General features: G+C 54.7%; 14 protein-coding genes. 7 read left to right on the forward strand and 7 right to left on the reverse strand.

From position 1 onward, the window contains the following. Nucleotides 1-21 precede the first annotated feature (21 nt). The 4 genes from FHW68_RS26050 to rlmF all read left to right on the forward strand — a co-directional run bounded on the left by FHW68_RS26050 (nucleotide 22) and on the right by rlmF (nucleotide 5,091). Nucleotides 22-450: a DNA polymerase III subunit chi gene (locus FHW68_RS26050; RefSeq protein WP_183683765.1), complete on the forward strand. Its 429-nt coding sequence runs from the start codon at nucleotides 22-24 to the stop codon at nucleotides 448-450. 8 nt (nucleotides 451-458) lie between these two features. Beyond that, complete coding sequence (locus FHW68_RS26055; RefSeq protein ID WP_095632489.1) at nucleotides 459-860, forward strand: DNA polymerase III subunit chi; 402 nt, start codon at nucleotides 459-461, stop codon at nucleotides 858-860. 127 nt (nucleotides 861-987) lie between these two features. Beyond that, nucleotides 988-3,834 (forward strand): valine--tRNA ligase, encoded by a 2,847-nt coding sequence (locus FHW68_RS26060; RefSeq protein ID WP_095632490.1) that lies wholly within the window; start codon nucleotides 988-990, stop codon nucleotides 3,832-3,834. 237 nt (nucleotides 3,835-4,071) lie between these two features. Continuing rightward, nucleotides 4,072-5,091, forward strand: a complete 1,020-nt coding sequence (gene rlmF, locus FHW68_RS26065; RefSeq protein WP_183683767.1) for a 23S rRNA (adenine(1618)-N(6))-methyltransferase RlmF — start codon at nucleotides 4,072-4,074, stop codon at nucleotides 5,089-5,091. Nucleotides 5,092-5,266: 175 nt separating this feature from the next. On the opposite strand, the gene FHW68_RS26070 is transcribed toward rlmF, so the two are convergent. Further along, complete coding sequence (locus FHW68_RS26070; RefSeq protein WP_007905514.1) at nucleotides 5,267-5,548, reverse strand: HU family DNA-binding protein; 282 nt, start codon at nucleotides 5,546-5,548, stop codon at nucleotides 5,267-5,269. Between the two features lie 394 nt (nucleotides 5,549-5,942). Here FHW68_RS26070 and yejK point away from each other — a divergent pair, with 394 nt between their 5' ends. Then, entirely contained in the window at nucleotides 5,943-6,947 is a 1,005-nt protein-coding gene (gene yejK, locus FHW68_RS26075; RefSeq protein ID WP_183683769.1) for a nucleoid-associated protein YejK, read from the forward strand. A 210-nt stretch (nucleotides 6,948-7,157) separates the two neighbouring features. Here the strand turns inward: yejK and FHW68_RS26080 are convergent, their stop codons facing one another. After that, complete coding sequence (locus tag FHW68_RS26080) at nucleotides 7,158-8,093, reverse strand: glutathione S-transferase family protein (RefSeq protein WP_183683771.1); 936 nt, start codon at nucleotides 8,091-8,093, stop codon at nucleotides 7,158-7,160. Between the two features lie 88 nt (nucleotides 8,094-8,181). Then, on the reverse strand, nucleotides 8,182-8,502 hold the full coding sequence (locus FHW68_RS26085) for a GIY-YIG nuclease family protein (RefSeq protein ID WP_095632494.1): 321 nt from the start codon (nucleotides 8,500-8,502) through the stop codon (nucleotides 8,182-8,184). A gap of 259 nt (nucleotides 8,503-8,761) precedes the next feature. On the opposite strand from FHW68_RS26085, the gene FHW68_RS26090 reads away from it, so the two are divergent. Continuing rightward, nucleotides 8,762-13,726, forward strand: a complete 4,965-nt coding sequence (locus tag FHW68_RS26090) for an RHS repeat-associated core domain-containing protein (RefSeq protein WP_183683773.1) — start codon at nucleotides 8,762-8,764, stop codon at nucleotides 13,724-13,726. A gap of 73 nt (nucleotides 13,727-13,799) precedes the next feature. On the opposite strand, the gene FHW68_RS26095 is transcribed toward FHW68_RS26090, so the two are convergent. The 3 genes from FHW68_RS26095 to FHW68_RS26105 all read right to left on the reverse strand — a co-directional run bounded on the left by FHW68_RS26095 (nucleotide 13,800) and on the right by FHW68_RS26105 (nucleotide 16,350). Then, a complete protein-coding gene (locus FHW68_RS26095; RefSeq protein ID WP_095632496.1) occupies nucleotides 13,800-14,270 on the reverse strand; it encodes a nuclear transport factor 2 family protein in 471 nt (156 codons plus the stop codon). 114 nt (nucleotides 14,271-14,384) lie between these two features. Next, nucleotides 14,385-15,701 (reverse strand): CynX/NimT family MFS transporter, encoded by a 1,317-nt coding sequence (locus FHW68_RS26100; protein WP_095632497.1) that lies wholly within the window; start codon nucleotides 15,699-15,701, stop codon nucleotides 14,385-14,387. Next, nucleotides 15,691-16,350, reverse strand: coding sequence for a FadR/GntR family transcriptional regulator (locus FHW68_RS26105; protein WP_095632498.1), 660 nt, complete (start codon nucleotides 16,348-16,350; stop codon nucleotides 15,691-15,693). Before FHW68_RS26105 ends, FHW68_RS26100 begins: the two co-directional genes overlap by 11 nt. 263 nt (nucleotides 16,351-16,613) lie before the next feature. On the opposite strand from FHW68_RS26105, the gene FHW68_RS26110 reads away from it, so the two are divergent. Continuing rightward, the gene (locus FHW68_RS26110) at nucleotides 16,614-18,251 is read left to right on the forward strand and encodes a S8 family serine peptidase (protein WP_168185086.1); all 1,638 of its coding nucleotides are present in this window, start codon (nucleotides 16,614-16,616) and stop codon (nucleotides 18,249-18,251) included. A gap of 62 nt (nucleotides 18,252-18,313) precedes the next feature. On the opposite strand, the gene FHW68_RS26115 is transcribed toward FHW68_RS26110, so the two are convergent. Then, nucleotides 18,314-19,078, reverse strand: a complete 765-nt coding sequence (locus FHW68_RS26115; protein WP_008053474.1) for an amino acid ABC transporter ATP-binding protein — start codon at nucleotides 19,076-19,078, stop codon at nucleotides 18,314-18,316. Nucleotides 19,079-19,084: the final 6 nt, after the last annotated feature.

Consider the following 19,084-nt stretch of genomic DNA (forward strand, 5'->3'; position numbering starts at 1 on the left):
GCCTGTGGCTCAGGAACCGCAATGACCAAAGTCGACTTCTATATCCTGCCCAGCGCCGATCCTTCGGCACGGCTGGATTTCGCCTGCAAGCTCACCGAAAAAGCCTGGCGTATGGGCCACCGTATTTACCTGCATTGCAGCGATGCCGCCCAGCGTGATGACCTCGATGCGCGTTTATGGGCCTTCAAAGGCGAGAGTTTCGTGCCCCACGGCCCCGCTGAAAGCGAGCCGCAGGGTTTGATTGTCCTGGGTCTTGGCGATGACTGCGGTCAGCATCAGGACCTGCTGGTCAATCTCGACCTGAAAGTCCCGGTATTTGCCAAACAGTTCGCCCGCGTGGCGGAAGTGGTGGTGGAAGATCCGACGATTCGTTCGGCGGCGCGGGAGAGTTTCCGTTTCTACCGCGAACAGGGCTATTCTCTGCAAGATCACCGTTTACAGCGACTTTGAGCCTTCCGATGGACACTCCAAAACCGCAGCAAAATTCCGCGAATCTGCTGGATGACCTCGAATCGATCCGCCAATTGCTTGGCGATGACAACCTGCAACCGCCCTTGCTGACCGACACGGTCATTGAAGGTGATCAGGAACAGATCCCCATGCTGTTCGACACGGTCGGCAATGCGCCGCAACCGGTCGAAACGACACCGCCGCCCGCCCCGGCCGCGCAACCGTCGCCTGCCACGAGCAATAGCCCCGACGCTCTTTTGCACCTGGACAGCGAACTGCGTGCCGCCGCGCTATTGATCATGCAAGACGTGATCGACGACTTCGCCCCGCATATTGAAACCGAAATTAAACGCCGTCTTGATGCGAGGATGGAACGGCTTCTCGCCGCAGCTGCAAGCGGCAAGCTTTAAGCTGCTAGCAAAAGTCAAAGCAAAAGCCGGGCTCCCTATTGCAGCTTGTGGCTTGTAGCCTGTAGCTGCCCCCCCCGCTATACTTGCCGGCTTTTCCTGATTAAATGCCAATAGGGTCCCGCCGCGCATGGATAAGACCTACCAGCCACACGCCATTGAAACTTCCTGGTACAACACCTGGGAGTCTGAGAATTACTTCGCCCCGCAAGGCGCGGGCGAGTCCTACACCATCATGATCCCGCCGCCGAACGTCACTGGCAGCCTGCACATGGGTCATGGCTTCAACAACGCGATCATGGATGCCCTGATCCGTTTCCGCCGCATGCAGGGTCGCAATACCCTTTGGCAGCCGGGTACCGACCACGCCGGTATCGCCACGCAGATGCTGGTGGAGCGTCAACTCGAAGCCCAAGGCCAGAACCGCCACGATCTGGGCCGCGAAAAATTCCTCGAGAAAGTCTGGGAATGGAAGGATCAGTCCGGCGGCAACATCAGCCGTCAGATCCGCCGCCTGGGCTCGTCCGTGGACTGGAGCCGCGAGCGCTTCACCATGGACGACGGCCTCTCGGAAGCGGTTAAAGAAGCGTTCGTGCGCCTGCACGAAGACGGCCTGATCTACCGTGGCAAGCGCCTGGTCAACTGGGACACCAAGCTGCACACGGCGATTTCCGACCTCGAAGTGGAAAACCATGACGAGAAAGGTTTCCTGTGGAACCTGAAGTACCCGCTGGCCGATGGCGCCAAAACCGCTGAAGGCAAGGATTATCTGATCGTCGCGACCACGCGTCCGGAAACCATGCTCGGCGACGCCGCCGTGGCCGTTAACCCGAACGATGAACGCTACAAAGCCCTGATCGGCAAATTTGTCGAGCTGCCGCTGGTTGGCCGCCGCATCCCGATCATCGCCGACGATTACTGCGACCCTGAATTCGGCACCGGTTGTGTGAAAATCACCCCGGCCCACGACTTCAACGACTACGAAGTCGGCAAGCGCCATAACCTGCCGCTGCTGAACATCTTCGACAAGAATGCCCACGTATTGCCGGCCTGCCAGGTGTTCAACCTCGATGGCACGCTCAACGAAAGCATCGACGGCAAGATCCCGGCCGAATACGCCGGCCTCGACCGTTTCGAAGCGCGCAAACAGATCGTGGCCGCATTCGAAGCCGCCGGCCTGCTGGTCAGCGTCGACGATCACGCCCTGAAAGTGCCGAAAGGCGACCGCTCCGGCACCATCATCGAGCCGTGGCTGACCGACCAATGGTACGTTTCCACCAAGCCATTGGCCGAGCCGGCCATCGCTGCGGTTGAAGACGGCCGCATTCAGTTCGTGCCAAAACAATACGAAAACATGTACTTCTCGTGGATGCGCGACATCCAGGATTGGTGCATCAGCCGTCAGTTGTGGTGGGGCCATCGGATTCCGGCCTGGTACGACGAGTCGGGCAAGGTCTATGTCGGTCGCGACGAAGCCGAAGTGCGTGCCAAGAACAACCTTGGCCCGGACGTTGCGTTGCAACAGGACAACGACGTTCTGGATACCTGGTTCAGTTCGGGCCTGTGGACTTTCTCCACGCTCGGCTGGCCGGAGCAGACCGAGTTCCTGAAGAAATTCCACTCCACCGACGTGCTGGTGACCGGTTTCGACATCATTTTCTTCTGGGTTGCCCGGATGATCATGCTCACCATGCACCTGGTGAAAAACGAAGACGGCACGCCGCAGGTTCCGTTCAAGACCGTTTATGTGCACGGTCTGGTGCGTGATGGCCAGGGCCAGAAGATGTCCAAGTCCAAGGGCAACGTCCTGGACCCGCTGGACATCATCGACGGCATCGAGCTGGAAGAACTGGTGCGCAAACGCACCTCCGGCCTGATGCAGCCAAAACTGGCGAAGAAGATCGAGAAGCAGACCCGCGACGAGTTCGCCGACGGCATCGCCAGCTACGGCACCGACGCCCTGCGCTTCACGTTCTGCTCGCTGGCATCGACCGGCCGCGACATCAAGTTCGACATGGGCCGCGTCGAAGGCTATCGCAACTTCTGCAACAAGATCTGGAACGCTGCGCGCTACGTGCTGGACAAGGGCGAGGACTGCGGTCAGAACGGCGAAGCCTACGAGCTGTCCCTGGCGGATCGCTGGATCATTTCGCAGCTGCAACGCACCGAAGCCGAAGTGACCCGTCAGCTCGATCAGTTCCGTTTCGACCTGGCCGCACAAGCCTTGTACGAGTTCATCTGGAACCAGTATTGCGACTGGTACCTGGAACTGTCCAAGCCTGTGCTGTGGGACGAAAACGCCCCGCTCGAACGTCAGCGCGGCACCCGTCGCACGCTGGTGCGAGTGCTGGAAGTCGCCCTGCGTCTGGCGCACCCGTTCATGCCGTTCATTACCGAAGAAATCTGGCAGCGCGTCGCGCCGCTGGCCGGTATCGAAGGCAAGACAATCATGCTGCAACCTTGGCCAGTGGCCAACGAAGCCCGTATCGATCAGGGCGCCGAAGACGACATCGAATGGCTCAAAGGCCTGATGCTCGGCACGCGTAACATCCGTGGCGAAATGAACATCGGCCCGGGCAAGCCACTGCCGATCTACCTGAAGAACGTCAGCGCTGAAGACCAGCGCCGTCTGACCGAGAACGAAGCGCTGCTGAAAAAGCTGGCGCGTCTGGAATCGATCACCGTTCTGAAGGCTGGCGAAGAAGCGCCGCTGTCCGCTACCGCTCTGGTTGGCGAGATGGAAGTGCTGGTGCCAATGGCTGGCCTGATCGACAAGGGTGCTGAGCTGGCACGCCTGGACAAAGAAATCCTGCGTCTGCAGGGCGAAGTCCAGCGCGTCGGCGGCAAACTGTCCAACGCCGGTTTCGTTGACAAGGCCCCGGCCGAAGTCATCGAGAAGGAACGCGCCAAACTGGCTGAGGCCGAACAGGCTTTGGGCAAGTTGGCTGAGCAGCATGCGCGGATTGCCAGCCTGTAACGGCAAGCTGCAATGAAAAAGGGAGGCCGCAATGGCCTCCCTTTTTTATGCCCGCCAAACACTACCCCCCTTCTGTAGGAGCGAGGTTTGCCCGCGAAGAATGATGACGCGGTTCAACAGATACACCGCGGCTATCCTTCTTCGCGGGCAAGCCTCGCTCCTACGGGATCCACCGCGCGGCCATTGTCTGTGGGACAATACCCGCCACTTTCAGCCATACCCGAATCGACCACACCCATGAACGCCCCCCGCACACCCAAACCTGCGCGCAAGAAGCCCGATGCTGCGACCCCGGCCAGAGCCGTAGAGCCGCGTGAAAAGGCCAGCCTGCACCCGCGCAATCGCCACCAGGGTCGCTATGACTTCCCGGCGCTGATCAAGACCACGCCAGAACTGGCGAAGTTCGTGATCACCAACCCGTACGGCAAGGAAAGCATCGATTTCGCCAGCCCCGATGCGGTGCGCGTGTTCAACCGGGCGTTGCTCAAGGCGTTCTATGGCATCGAACATTGGGACATCCCGGCCGACTACCTTTGCCCACCGGTACCGGGCCGTGCCGATTACGTGCATTTCCTCGCTGATCTGCTGGCCAGCATGAATGACGGCAAGGTCCCGCGCGGCGCCATCGTCAACGTGCTGGACATCGGCATGGGCGCCAACTGCGTTTACCCGCTGATCGGTAACAGCGAATACCGCTGGCATTTCCTCGGTTCAGAGATCGACCCCACTGCCGTGGCTGCCGCCAGAGCCATCGTCCAGTCCAATGGGCTGAACAAGGTTATCCAGCTGCGTCAGCAGGAAAATCGCAAGCACATCCTGATTGGCTTGCTGGAACCGGGCGAGCGCTTTGACCTGACCATGTGCAACCCGCCGTTCCACGCCTCGCTGGAAGAAGCGACCAAGGGCAGCGAGCGTAAATGGCGTGCCTTGGGTCGTGCCGACCCGAAACGCAAACTGCCGGTGTTGAACTTCGGTGGTCAATCGGCCGAGCTGTGGTGTGAAGGGGGCGAAGCGCGTTTCGTGACGCAACTGATCGCCGAGAGCGCAAACTTCCAGCACAAGGTGTTGTGGTTTAGCACACTGGTGTCGAAAGCGTCGAACCTGCCCGCCATCGAAACGGCGCTGAAGAAGGCCGGCGGGCTGGAAAGCCAGGTGGTGGAAATGTCGCAAGGGCAGAAACAAAGCCGCTTCGTGGCCTGGACCTTCCAGACCAAATCCGAACAGCAGATCTGGCGTCGTGAGCGCTGGACGCGCTAACTGTGTAGGAGCTGGCACGCTGCGATTTGTTGATCTTGACTCTGAAACAAGATCAACAGATCGCAGCCTCGTTTCACTCGACAGCACCTACAGTTCTTTTCAGTGATTGATCAAATCGCAGGCACAAAAAAACCGTGCCCGGATGACTCCGGAGCACGGTTTTTTCTGACAAGTCTTACTTGTTAACAGCGTCGGTCAGGCCTTTGGCCACAACCAGCTTGATAACTTTCTTGGCAGCGATTTCGATGGCAGCGCCAGTCGAAGGGTTACGGCCGGTACGGGCAGGACGCTCAGTCACTTTCAGCTTGCCGATACCTGGCAGGGTGATTTCGCCGCCGTTTTCCAGCTGATCAGCAACGATTTGGCCCAGTTGGTCCAGAGCGTTACGCGCGGTGGTTTTTGGCGCGTCGATAGCTTCAGCAATGTCGGCGATCAGTTGGTCTTTAGTAAGAGCCATTTAGTGTTCCTTCCCTATCAAATTCATATGGATTGCAGAGTGCAGTGTCAGCCATCGAGCCCGATCTTCTGGATCTGGCACCCTCGGTATAACCTCGACGAGTCGGGGTTATAGATACCGAAATCAGGGTTTGGTTCGACCTGACAAATGCTGAATGCACGCTTAACGCAGTGACTTCGCGTAAGACCGGGCAAAACTAGCACAGAGACGGGGAAATATCCGCCTCTAGCTACCCATTTGGTCAGCTTTATTGCTTTAAATCGGTAAAAAACTGCATAAGGGTCGGCACACCGCTGCAAATTGCCCTAGGCACCATGCCAAAACCAGCGATTGCGGTACACTTGGCGCTTTTTCGGGGAGCACGCCCTCCTCTCTTCAATCAGCCGAGAAGCCCATGCCGATCCGTCATTGCATCGTCCACCTGATCGACAAAAAACCCGACGGCACACCCGCAGTTCTTCATGCCCGCGATTCCGAGCTCGCCGAGTCCAGCGCCATCGAGTACATGCTTGCCGACCTCAACGAGAGCTACAACGCCAAACAAGGCAAGGCCTGGGGTTTCTTCCATGCCGAGTCCGGGGCGCATCCGTTCAGCGGCTGGCTGAAGGAATACCTCGACGGCGGCAAGGACTTCACAGCCTTCAGCCGGGTGGCAGTGGAACACCTGCAAAAACTGATGGAAGAGTCGAACCTTTCTGTGGGCGGCCACGTGCTGTTTGCGCATTACCAGCAAGGCATGACCGATTACCTGGCCATTGCCCTCTTGCACCACAGTGAAGGCGTGGCGGTGACTGAGCAACTGGACGTGACCCCCTCGCGACACCTGGACCTTGGCCAGTTGCACCTGGCAGCGCGGATCAACGTCTCCGAGTGGCAGAACAATAAGCAGTCCAAGCAGTACATCTCGTTCATCAAAGGCAAGAATGGCAAAAAGGTTTCGGAGTACTTCCGCGACTTCATCGGCTGTCAGGAAGGCGTCGACGGCCCCGGTGAAACCCGCACATTGCTCAAGGCCTTCAGTGACTTCGTCGAAAGCGAAGACCTGCCGGATGAGTCTGCGCGCGAGAAGACCAAGACCCTGGTGGATTACGCCAGCAGCCAGGCAAAAATGGGCGAGCCCATGGGCCTGGAAGAACTGTCCGGGCTGATCGACGAAGAGCGCCCGAAAGCGTTCTACGATCACATCCGCAACAAAGACTACGGCCTGTCGCCCGAGATCCCTGCCGATAAGCGCACCCTGAATCAGTTCCGTCGCTTCACCGGCCGCGCCGAGGGCTTGTCCATCAGCTTCGAAGCGCACTTGCTGGGCTCGAAGATCGAATACGACGAAGAAGCCGGTACGCTCATCATCAAAGGCCTGCCAACCCAACTGACCGATCAGCTCAAGCGACGCAATTGATGCTCGGCGGTGTATTGATTCGCGGGTATGACCCGGACAAGGTTCTTGCGGCGCTGAAGTAACTCTTCAGACCGACACCGCCCCTTGTGGGAGCTGGCTTGCCTGCGATAGCGGAGTGTCAGGCAACATCAATATTGCAGGGCTGACCTCATCGCAGTTCAAGCCAGCTCCCACAAGTTAGTGCATGAACAAAAATTCAATGATTAGCGCCTACTGCGCTTCGATGCGAAACCCGAACCGCGGAAAGTGCACATGCACCACGCCGGCCCGCTCGTCTTCACGTCGCAGAATTAATTCTTCACTGCCCGCAAACAATAACTCACCTGCCACCGGATCAACCCCGTAATCGGTCGCGGCGATTATCACCTGCTGGCCAACCTCGAACCCGTTCGGCTCATCGAACTGCTCATCCGGCAATGCGGCCGGTGTAGCGTTGCGCGCAACTTCAAGCGCTTCCTCAGAGGTCATCTCGCTGAACGCGCCATGACCAAAACCCATCACACGGCCAAACCACGCCGACACGGCCGGGTAAGCATCCACCAACGGTGACGTCACGTGCGTCGCTTTGAGGAACCACAACGAGTGGGCAAGGGCAAAATCGGCAATCGACGGCTCGCCGAACAGGAAGTCCCCCTCCTCGCGCTGAAGCTGCTGCTCCAGACGCGCCATGATCGTTGGCCACTGATGCCGGGCCTGCTCCGCCGACAACCGTGTGGTGCTGCCACCGCTGAACAAACCGGCGCGATCGGCCAGGAACCCCTTGATCGCTTCCGGTGACAATTTACCGAAGCGCACCGCCACCGACGCCGGCTGGAACACCAGGCTGACCGCATGTTGGAACACCACCGAATCAGCCCATGCCGCGAAGGTCGCGGCGATCATTTCCTGACCTTCCGGGAAGAATGCCGGCAAGGCTTTTTCCTGCTCCAGACGACGTGCCATCAGCGCGGTGTCGCAATAGACATCAGCGCCAATCTGCAACACCGGCGTCTTGCGGTAGCCACCGGTCAGCGCCGTCAGATCGGGTTTCGGCATCACTGGCGAGATGTTCACCGAACGCCAGGACAACCCCTTGAAGCCCAGCAGCAAGCGAGCCTTTTCGGCAAAAGGGGACGTCGGGTAATGATGCAGAATCAACTCGGACATGCTCGGTTCCGTCGCTCGGATAAGGAACCCGCAGCTTAGCGCGCAATCCGTACGCGGCCTACCCATCTGCCTGATGGGCCCTTATCAGTCAGGTTGATAAGCCCGCAGCCGCGCTCGCCACCAGACATTCCTTGGCGCTTTTCTTGAGTTTTTTAATCAATCGTTCCTGCCGCAGTGCTTCGCTTTTGTCGCGACAGACTTCGGTGTACACCAGCGCCACGGCCGGGCTGGACAGGAAGAAACGCGCACCTTTGCCACGTTGATGAATAGCGAAGCGGCGGACGGGATCGTCGCTGATCCCGCAGTAGAGCGAACCATTGGCCGCGCGAACGAGGTAGACGAACCAGGGTTTGCTGACAGGCAGCGGCGGTTCGGCGGCAGTGACGGAAGATTCGCTTGAGGTGTTCACGGGACGGTCAAGGCTTGTAGGAAAACAAGCCGCGATCTTATCAGCGACTGGCCTGGAATGCCTTTAACTCCTTCAAGGCTTGAGCGCGAACGGCGTTTCTCACCGCCAGCAGCCTTCATCAACCAAAAAAAGAATATAAAAAATACACTTACTCCTAATTAACCTATAGAACTGTCAATTCTGACAGTAGGCCAGTACTCCCTCCCCTCCTAGCATAGGAAAACGTAAAACCGTTTTATATGTTCAAGGAGAAAACCCAATGACAGGCATGGTAAATACAAGAACCGGGACATTCCAAATTGACTTACCTATCGCCTTTATAAATGGCAACTCTGGGCGAGGTCCAGCATTAGATCTGAACATACGCCACCCATCGGTTGGTGGCCTGTCTTGGTGCGATTGGGATCTGAGGATCAATCACATCGTATCTTATGAAGGCAGCCCAAAAAAATATGACTTCTTATTAACCAATGGAGAACGCTTCGAAGCCGACACATTCCCCGTTGAACTGCAAGGCCTGACCGCTACAAAAACCACAATTCAAAACAAGGAGACTATTCAGATAATCTACAAAGACGGCACAAAGGAGATTTACACAAATTTTCACTCGACTACCGTCAAGAACAAAAAAGCAGCCATTTACGTTTTGACGAAAAAATATACCGACACTGGTGACTCTTTAACTATTGAATGGAAACTTGAGGCCGAGGCCATTCAACTACACACCATCAAAGATGACACATATGATCTCCTGCACACGCTTTACGTTCAAAACCATAAACAGGAAGATGCTCCAACTCTAAAAATTATAAAATATCCAAACACTACAGATTTAAGTTTTGTCGAATTAAACAGCGCCCAGTGGCGCCTCACCACCAAAGCAATATCAAGCCAAAAAACATATATAATTTACAACAAAGAATTTTTAGTATCCGAAATAAACCATCCTGGCGGATTAAAAGAAATCATCAAGTACACCAGCGACAACAAAGTAGAAGAACACTCTCTAATCACCTTAAACGGTCAACCCACCATTACCACTCAATACACTTACAACACAGAAGAAGGTACAACCACTGCCACTCAGATACATCTAGAAAAAAACATTTCGACTGTTTACCATTATGACAATCTTGGCCAACAAACAAAGGAAGTTCGCACCCAAGGTCGCTCCATACTCACGACGGAGTCAAAAAAAAGATTTGATAGCCTATCAAATAAACTGGAATGCGAAACGATCACCACCTACGAACGAGATGATCACTCAAGAACAGAAAGCATAAAAACAAATTATGACGAGGATGGAAATATTGTCAGAATAGAAAAAGACGGAATCATTACAGATTTAACTTATTACAAAGGCATGAAAACCGAGAACCATACAAAAACCGAGTTTACTTATTCAAAGGGAATACTGGCAAGTATAGCAAGAGGTTTAACAATCACCTTCCCACTCACCGAGGCTGCCAGTGACACTTTAGGTATAACACGGAGCATTGCACAACGAGACATCACTACCCAAACAGCTTTCCTAAGCGACTACGGCCAACATGAATATAACCTCCCAATCCATATAATCTGCCCAGAAAACCCTGATCTATTCAAGGTTTTCCTGGAATCGGAAAAAACTTATTGCTACGTCAATAACGTGCGCAAAAATTTGAAATGGACATTCTACGGATATACAAAAGTACGCACACCAAAATTACCGCCAGACAAATACGCTATTAAACTCTCACACATCGGCACCATCCACAACCCACTGTCGGATGACGGGATAAAACTGAAATCCTGGGAAGGAATGATCATTCGAGGCATCGTCTATTACGAGAACAACGACGACCTTTATAGCGGACGTATCAAACGTCAGAGTAAGACGATCATAGACGGCAATGGCATTCCATACCCCCTTTCAACCCGCCTCATAGAAATAGAGTACGAACAAGTCAATACAGTTGACCAATACCACACAAGATCAATTACGACCAGCTCCAGCACTGAGATAACCGAAGAAGGACTGAGAATAAATTCCAAGCAATCACTATCAACCTTTACAGGCGAATTACTTACCACCGAAGATAATAACTCCACGAAAACAGATTATAAATATGACATGTACGGACGCTTAACCGAAAAAACGGATTTTGTCGGTCACAGTACATTTAGCAGCACCACAAAATTCACATATATCACATCAGAAAAAAGCTTCACAGTTACCATGGAAACCCCCTCTGGGGAAAAGTACCGAAATGAGTTCGACAGCTTGGGACGGCCAATAAAAAGCGAATACTACAATTTGAAATCAGAAAGCTGGTTGCGCCTTTCCAACAACTCATACGATGGCGTCGGTCGTATCGAGCTAACTCAGGAATACGACTATTACCCTGACGGAAGGCAATTGCGCTATCAGAGCTGGAAGATCGAATATGATGACTGGGGTAACCAATACAAAGCGCATGCTCATGACGGCTCCGAGCATATTTTCGCCTACGACCCAATAAGTCGAAATTCCGCTCACATGATAAAACGGTCATCTTCCTACAGCGGCTATACCAACCATGAGACGGACTCCACAGATGGTGGAAAAAACAATGATGAGTTCTTTTACGTCAACGGCAATCTTGCTGGATCACGAACCCTTTTCACTGACGTATCAGGCCAGCTATACAAGGAAACCTCATCCTTCTTTCCGACTTATCATTATGAATATGATCGATTCCAGCGTTTGACGGGCGTCATTAACAGCGACACTGTGATCACCAATCACTACCCCAAGCACACATCGGCCCCGATTGCAATTGCTGCGATGATACACAAGAATGGTGAAGACATTAACAGCCCATACGAAACTTTTGGTAACGGCATCCTGGGCACTAGAAAATTAGATAGCTATGATCGTGTGGTCAGCACTAACATTGGTGGTCGCAAACAAACCTATAGCTACGACGGTAATACTCAATGGGGAAAAACCAACGACTATGTAAACATACCGACAACAATATTACCCATAACCATCAGCTATGATAAAAAAGAGCGAGAATTCACAGAAACCCTACACAAAGAACAATCGACCTTCCATTCGCTAAATGGTTTACTGCTGCAAACAACTGACGCTTTCGACAATTCAACCTCTTATATATATGACAATTTTGATCTAATAAAAACATGGAGCGAAAAACTCAATAAAACACTAGACTACAGCGAAGACCGCAATCTAAACGTAGAAACAATCACGGACAAAAAAAGCGGAAAACAAATAATAATTTCTTACGAATACGACAATTTAGGGCGGGAGTACAGTCGGTCTTTTTCAATCCGCGATCATCTTGACTTTAAAATCGTACGCACATTTGACTCGACCGGGCGTGTAACTAGCGTAGAGAAGTCTACAGGAAAAACCATGCTAAGCCAGGAGACCTATACCTATACGTCTGGAGGACAACTTGAGGCTTATTTCTGCAGCGGAACACTCTATCCGAAAGATAAATCGGAAGACTCCATCACACAACAGACATTCAAATACGACACACGTGGTGGACTTTCCTATTACACAACCTTCTCCACCAACACAACAGCAGTTCGTACTTACCTTCACCCTGAAACGGATTATTCTCAACTTGATTCAATCCACCTGAAAAACCATGACCAGATGTCCACTGAGTACATTGCGAGTCACGACAACCAAGGTAGACTCTTCAGGCTCAACAATGATCATCTTGAATACAACCGTGCAGGACAGTTGATCCAGCACCTCGTTGAGGGCAGCAAAGCCTACGTATACACTTATGATTCAATTGGAAGAGTTGCAGCCTGCACCGGCGCTGAATACACTGACAATTTCTATTATCTAGGAGACTATCAGTATGCTAGGCAGGGATTTTTTTTAGATGAAGGAAAGTACACCGAACGTACGTCAATTTTATTAAACGAGAGTGACTCATGCGTTCTACAAGAGCAGACCTTGCGTTTTGATACTGGAGCCTCATCTACCACTAATAGTTTCGAACTCAAGGATGCCGACGGTTCATTGATCGCCAACTACGATCTTTCCAGCGACGAAATAACCTATTTTTCTTATACACCCTTTGGCCATCGTAAAGTTGATTACCGATCAAGAAGCTGGCTGGGCTTTAAAGGTCAACCGATCGATCTAGTTAGCGGAAACTACCATCTTGGAAATGGAGTTCGCGTCTATAATCCATCAATTCAAGTCTTCCAAACCCCAGATAGCTTAAGCCCTTTCGGCAGTGGCGGCCCACATAGTTACAGTTACTGTAACAATGACCCTATCAACTATTCCGACCCTAGTGGTTACTCGCCAGTACGTCATTCCTACGAGAACGTAAGTGTGCTCCATCATGCTTATATTGACAGGCCTTATGTACAGAATGTCGTGTGGGGTGGATTGGGTATCGCCCTCGCACTTGTCACAGGAGGGACATCACTATCCTGGACAGTTGCCGCTGTCGGTCTTGCTATCGTATCAGCGGGCTTGAGTATCGCCGCTGAAGCCCTAGAAGACAGTGATAGCCAGCTGTCGACATATTTAGGTTGGGGGTCATTTGCTACAGGATTGGCCAGCGGGGGGGCTGGACTGATATCGGCCACCAGAGTAACCGAAGCCACTATTGCAAGAGGAGTGGGTATGCCACCAGGATACATGAGGACAATAAAATTCAACACGGCATCTCGTCATAATAATGCGGCAGTACAGTACGAGCTATACAGTGGAGGAAGGCAAGCCAATCGTTTATTGATAGACGCTCATGGGTTCCCACGTTTTGGCAAACATAGATTCAATTTACCGGCCAACACCGAAATGAGGTTTTATTCGCGCAAGGGGCAACAGGCCAGGGCGAACTATAGATTGTTCCATGCCCAGCTCGCAGGAGAAGGTGGAACTCATATCCACGCTGCCGGAGCAATGGGCGTGCCTGATTACCTGCTCACAGAGTTCGGTGGAGATACTTTGCTTCGTCTTGGAATCATTCATGATATCGCCAACTTAAAAGCAGAGTATGCACAACTTGCCAAAACATACGGCGTGGACATTCTTCGACCTATACAAGGTGAAATTCCGCTCAGTGAGGTAATTGCAAACCTGCACAATAATGGTATGCGTTATACCTACATTGATGGAAACTTCTGTCGAGGATCTTTCTCCCCCTCATCGCCCTACCTCTTCGTCAAAGCGGGACGAAAATTAGGGCTTCACCATTTATAAGCTCTGAGCGTTTCACAAAAAGTCAGGGTACTTTGAGCAATCACAAAGTACCCTGACTTTATCAACAAAGAAGTTAGCGACTTTCCTGAAACGCCTTCAACCCCTTAAGCACCTGAGTCCGTACGGCATTTTTCACTATCGGCGTCCAGCCCAGCAACAGCCCTTTGAAACCCAGCGCCTGACGCGACCAACGCCACAGATCAAAGCTGTCGTGATGCTCGCAGATCTTGCCGTCACGAAACACGAAACGCGCCTGGATGTCGTTGACCACGGTATTGCCGGTCTGGCTGAACAGGTAGGTCGCCACCCAATGGGCACCGCCGGTGCGTTCATCGCTACGCACATTATCGAAGGTCAGGGAGAAGTCCTTGGCCCGGGTGGTGAGCATGCGCCACATGTCACCGGCATCGCGCCCACGCAGTTCGCCGAACGCCGGATCGCTGAATACCACATCGTCGGTGTAGCAGGCGCTCATGACCTCGGCATCGAGTCGCTGGAAGGCTTGGTAGAACCGGGTGATCAAGGCGTTGTGGGCATCACTCATGGGCAGGCTCTCTGGATTGCAATGTTGCTTCGAAAGATAGCCTGCAACGATAGTCAACAACTGCGCGGAACACTATCGGCATTCGTGGGCCGAATACCGACAGTGCGCAAAACGTCAGACTTTCTCGCTTTGAACCTGAACGTACAACGAACGCCCGGCACCGAGGCCGGCGATGATCGCGCCCAGACCGATAACACCGAAGATCCAGCCCACGGCGCTCCAGCCGCCGGTCCAGTCATGCACCACGCCAACCGCGAACGGCCCCATGGAGGCCAGGGTGTAACCGAACCCCTGGGCCATGCTCGACAGATTGGCCGCGACATGGGCATCCCGCGAACGCAGCACGATCAGGGTCAGCGCCAGGCTGAAGGTGGCGCCCTGCCCCAACCCCAGCAGGATCGCCCAGCCCCACAGGCCATCGATCGGTGCGTAGAGGCAACCGAACAAACCACCAAGGGTCATGGCCATGACGATCACGATCGCCGGCCGCTGATCCTTGCCGCGTGTCGCCAGCCAGGGGGCTGCCAGCGAGCTGATCAACTGGACAATCACCGAACCCGACAGCACCAGACCGGCCTGGGTCGGCGTCAGACCGCGACCGATCAGAATCGACGGCAGCCAGCCAAACACGATGTAGGCCAAAGACGATTGCAGGCCCATGTAAAACGTCACTTGCCAGGCCAGCGGATCACGCAACAGCCCTCGAACCCGATAGGCAACATGGTGCGCGCCGTGTTTCTGACCGATTTGCGGCAACCAGAAAATCGCCGCAACCAATGCCGGAACGACCCAGAAGCCGAGGCCCAAGGCCCAGCTTTTGTCAAAATGCTCGCTCAATGGCACAGTCGCGCCCGCCGCCATGGCCGCACCCAGGCACAGGGCCATGGTGTAGACGCCGGTCATGGTGCCGGCCTGTTTCGGGAAATCGCGTTTGACAATGCCAGGCAGCAACACGCCGATCACCCCGATACTGGCGCCGGCCAGCACGCTCCCGGCGAACAGGCCCGTCTCGCCGAACGAACTGCGCAAAATGATCCCGCCGGCCAGCATCAGAAGAATCCCCAACACCACCCGTTCGGCACCAAAACGTCGCGCCAGCACGGGTGCCAATGGGGCGAACAGCCCGAGACAAAGTACCGGCAAGGTGGTCAGCAACCCGGCTTGGGCAGCCGATAGCCCCAGGCTCCTCGAAATCTCGCTGAGCATCGGCGCCATGCTCGACAGCGCCGGACGCAGGTTCAGCGCCACCAGAATCAGGCCAAGCAACAGCAGCCACGGCCGCTGAAGGACCGGGTGAGTTTGTTGAACCTGCTCGTCGTCGGCCTCGGCGTCGATCAACAGCTCTTCGAGCTCCGCCGTGCGTTTGCACTCAATGAGGCTGCTGTTGCTGACCTGCTGGCTGGACATGGGGCTCTCGGTTTCAAGGTTCATTGATCAACTGCCTCGTCAAGGCTTTGGCCCGTTCCGGGTCACGCTGCTCGACGGCCTCGAGCAGTTCGACATGAAGGTCGAACACCGCTTGGCGTCGAGGTGAGATGTTCAGGGTCTGGCGCAAATGCGCGCCGACGATGCTGGAGAAGTAGCGATACAGCTCGCTGAGTGTCGAATTGTGCGCCGCGTCCACCAGACGGCGGTGGAACACCAGGTCGCAGGCGATGTAGGTATCGAGATCGCCGTGATAGTGACTGGCGCTGACGTCGAGCGCTTCGCGCAATGCCACCAGGTCTTCATCAGTGCGACGTAATGCCGCCAGGCCAATGGCTTCGACTTCCAGAATGTGCCGGGTTTCCCGAGCCTGTTCCTGAGTGCAACGGGACAATGCCTTCATGGTGTCGAGTGGATCAACCACCGCCCGCAGATAGCTGCCGTCGCCCTGGCGAATCTCGATCAACCCGGAAAACGCCAACACGCGCATGGCTTCGCGCACGGTGTTGCGACTGATGCCCAGCTCAGTCGCCAGTTCCGGCTCGGTGGGCAAACGCTGGCCTACCGTCCAGATGCCTTGGTTAATGCGCAGGCGTAACTGATCCAGGGCCTGATCGACCAGGGAGCGTTTGATTAATGGAGAAATGTCTGACATGGAATTCGCCCTTTCATCCAATCATAGGATGAATTTTCTGACATGTTAGTCAGCTTCTACCAATCAGACAACCTCCGCTCATCTACACGGTCCAACAGCGACAAAAGCGTAAAGCCTACAAATTGAATCGCAAAATCCCTTTATATCCAGAGAGATTTCCCACCTAGCCGACAAGAATGTACCGACATCCCTCGCCGGCAAGGAACTCCAGACTTCGGACATTGATTTGCGGGTGTTTTCGCTCGTCACTTGTCCAAAGGGAAATGGAAAAACTCATGGTAGAAGTAAATTTCGGCAGACGGCACAGCCGCCCACTTGTCTTGGAGAAAAATCGGCAACTGCTGGCCGTACGCAGTCACGCAGGAAAACAGCTGGCACAGGCTTTGTGTTGCGAAACGGCCTACTCGGCGCTTGAGGGCAGCGAACTGCTTTTGCATGTCGAGGACGCCGACGTTCAGGTGTTCAAACTGCCGCAGGATTCGGACGTTTCACGATGCAAGGCTTTGCTGCGCGGGTTGTCGGACGTACGTTTCGTCGGCAGCGTGCTGGTGGATCCTCACACTCAAGAACCCGTTCTCTACACCGAGAACATTTTCTTGAAGTTTATTGATCCCCTCTCCACCACGCAGTGCCTGGCCATACTCGATGAGTTGGGCCTTAGGATCAAACAACAGGTGCCCTACGCGCTGAATGCCTTCTTCGTTCATCATCCGGACGTCCAGGGCGCCGATGTGTGCGCACTGACCTGTGAATGGCTCAAACGAGATGACATCGAGTACTGCCACCCGGAAATGCTCCGCCAAGGGAAACGCCGGGCGATACACGCCAATCAATGGCACCTGAAGAAAACTACTGTGACCTATCAAGTCGAAATCGACGCCAGCGCCAACGTCGAAGCCGCCCATGACCTCGCGTTAGGGGAAGGGATTGTAATTGCAGTCATCGATGATGCCTTTGATATCGACCATCCCGAGTTCGCGGGAGAAGGCAAAATCATTGCAGCGCAAAACTTTGATCGGCGTAACGCCAAGCAAGGCCCACGCCCGAAAAATGCGTTTGAACGCCACGGCACTGCCGCCGCCGGTGTCGCTTGTGCCAATGGTGAAGCGGGAGCCAGCGGCGTTGCCCCCCGAGCCAGTCTGATGCCGTTGAAACTCACCAAACCCTTGGGCGCGCGTGCGGAAGCCGACGCTTTTTTCTGGGCCGCCGATCAGGGCGCCGACATTATTTCCTGCAGCTGGGGGCCGGCCGAAGGCCATTGGGCCGATCCCACCGACTCTCGTCACACGAATGTGTTCCCGCTGGCCGCCAGCACCCGCCTGGCCATCGAGTACGCGGCAACCAAGGGCCGTAATGGAAAAGGCTGCCTCATATTCTTTGGTGCCGGCAATGGTAACGAGCGTGTGGATAACGATGGGTATGCCAGCCATCCCATGGTGATTGCTGTTGGCGCCTGCAATGACCAGAGCCGGCGCAGTGCCTACAGCGACTTTGGCAAGGCACTCTGGTGCTGCTTTCCCAGCGGCGACCAATCGCACCCGGATCCGAAGTTCAAGCCCGCCACGTCAAACGTGCAAACCCGCGGAATTCGCACGACGGACCTGAGCGGCAAGTTCGGCAATTCGGCCAGAGACGCCTATACCGAGCTTTTCAGCGGAACCTCCAGCGCCTGCCCTGGCGCGGCTGGTGTCGCCGCTCTGGTGCTTGGCATCAACCCGACACTGGATCGCGAAACCGTTCGACAAATCCTCGCCGATTGTTGCGACAAAATCGGCCATGCCGACGACGGGCCGCTCGGCCAATATGACCTCAACGGCCATAGCCATTACTACGGCCATGGACGCCTCAATGCACTTCGCGCAGTGCGCCTTGCACTGCAAAGACGAGAGGCAAAAGATTAAATCGGTTCCATAAAAAAGCCCCGCTGTCTGCGGGGCTCTTAGTAACGCTATCGCTCAACCAATCAATGCAGAATCTGACTCAGGAACAGCTTCGTCCGCTCGTTCTGCGGGTTGTCGAAGAAGTCGTTCGGCGCAGCCTGTTCGACGATTTCACCTTTGTCCATGAAGATCACGCGATTGGCCACGGTACGGGCGAAGCCCATTTCGTGGGTTACGCAAAGCATGGTCATGCCGTCTTCGGCCAGGCCGATCATGGTGTCCAGTACCTCTTTCACCATCTCGGGGTCGAGGGCCGACGTCGGTTCGTCGAACAGCATGATTTTCGGTTTCATGCACAGCGCACGGGCAATCGCCACGCGCTGTTGCTGACCGCCGGACAATTGCCCCGGGTACTTATGCGCCTGCTCCGGAATGCGTACGCGCTCCAGGTAATGCATGGCGATTTCCTCGGCCTTGCGCTTGGGCATCTTGCGTACCCACATCGGCGCCAGGGTGCAGTTCTGCAGAATGGTCAGGTGCGGGAACAGGTTGAAGTGCTGGAACACCATGCCGACTTCACGGCGGATCGCTTCGATCTGCTTGAGGTCGTTGGTCAGCTCCACGCCATCGACCACGATGCGGCCCTGCTGGTGTTCTTCCAGACGATTGAGGCAACGGATGGTGGTGGATTTGCCGGAACCCGACGGGCCGCACAGGACGATACGCTCGCCCTGCTTGACGTTCAGGTTGATGTCTTTCAACACGTGGAACTGGCCGTACCACTTGTTCACGCCCTGCATCTGAATAATGCCTTCAGGGCTCACAGGCTGTTTGATCGCTTCACTCATAAACTA

The sequence above is a fragment of the Pseudomonas sp. Tn43 genome, assembly GCF_014192635.1.
Lineage (GTDB): Bacteria > Pseudomonadota > Gammaproteobacteria > Pseudomonadales > Pseudomonadaceae > Aquipseudomonas.

Coding starts and splice junctions, on each gene's coding strand:
- yejK (WP_183683769.1), top strand. CDS start 5,943: ATGCCGATCCGTCATTGCATCGTCCACCTGATCGACAAAAAACCCGAC.
- FHW68_RS26070 (WP_007905514.1), bottom strand. CDS start 5,548: ATGGCTCTTACTAAAGACCAACTGATCGCCGACATTGCTGAAGCTATC.
- FHW68_RS26095 (WP_095632496.1), bottom strand. CDS start 14,270: ATGAGTGATGCCCACAACGCCTTGATCACCCGGTTCTACCAAGCCTTC.
- FHW68_RS26105 (WP_095632498.1), bottom strand. CDS start 16,350: ATGTCAGACATTTCTCCATTAATCAAACGCTCCCTGGTCGATCAGGCC.
- FHW68_RS26050 (WP_183683765.1), top strand. CDS start 22: ATGACCAAAGTCGACTTCTATATCCTGCCCAGCGCCGATCCTTCGGCA.
- FHW68_RS26055 (WP_095632489.1), top strand. CDS start 459: ATGGACACTCCAAAACCGCAGCAAAATTCCGCGAATCTGCTGGATGAC.
- FHW68_RS26080 (WP_183683771.1), bottom strand. CDS start 8,093: ATGTCCGAGTTGATTCTGCATCATTACCCGACGTCCCCTTTTGCCGAA.
- FHW68_RS26060 (WP_095632490.1), top strand. CDS start 988: ATGGATAAGACCTACCAGCCACACGCCATTGAAACTTCCTGGTACAAC.
- FHW68_RS26110 (WP_168185086.1), top strand. CDS start 16,614: ATGGAAAAACTCATGGTAGAAGTAAATTTCGGCAGACGGCACAGCCGC.
- FHW68_RS26090 (WP_183683773.1), top strand. CDS start 8,762: ATGACAGGCATGGTAAATACAAGAACCGGGACATTCCAAATTGACTTA.
- FHW68_RS26100 (WP_095632497.1), bottom strand. CDS start 15,701: ATGAACCTTGAAACCGAGAGCCCCATGTCCAGCCAGCAGGTCAGCAAC.
- FHW68_RS26115 (WP_008053474.1), bottom strand. CDS start 19,078: ATGAGTGAAGCGATCAAACAGCCTGTGAGCCCTGAAGGCATTATTCAG.
- rlmF (WP_183683767.1), top strand. CDS start 4,072: ATGAACGCCCCCCGCACACCCAAACCTGCGCGCAAGAAGCCCGATGCT.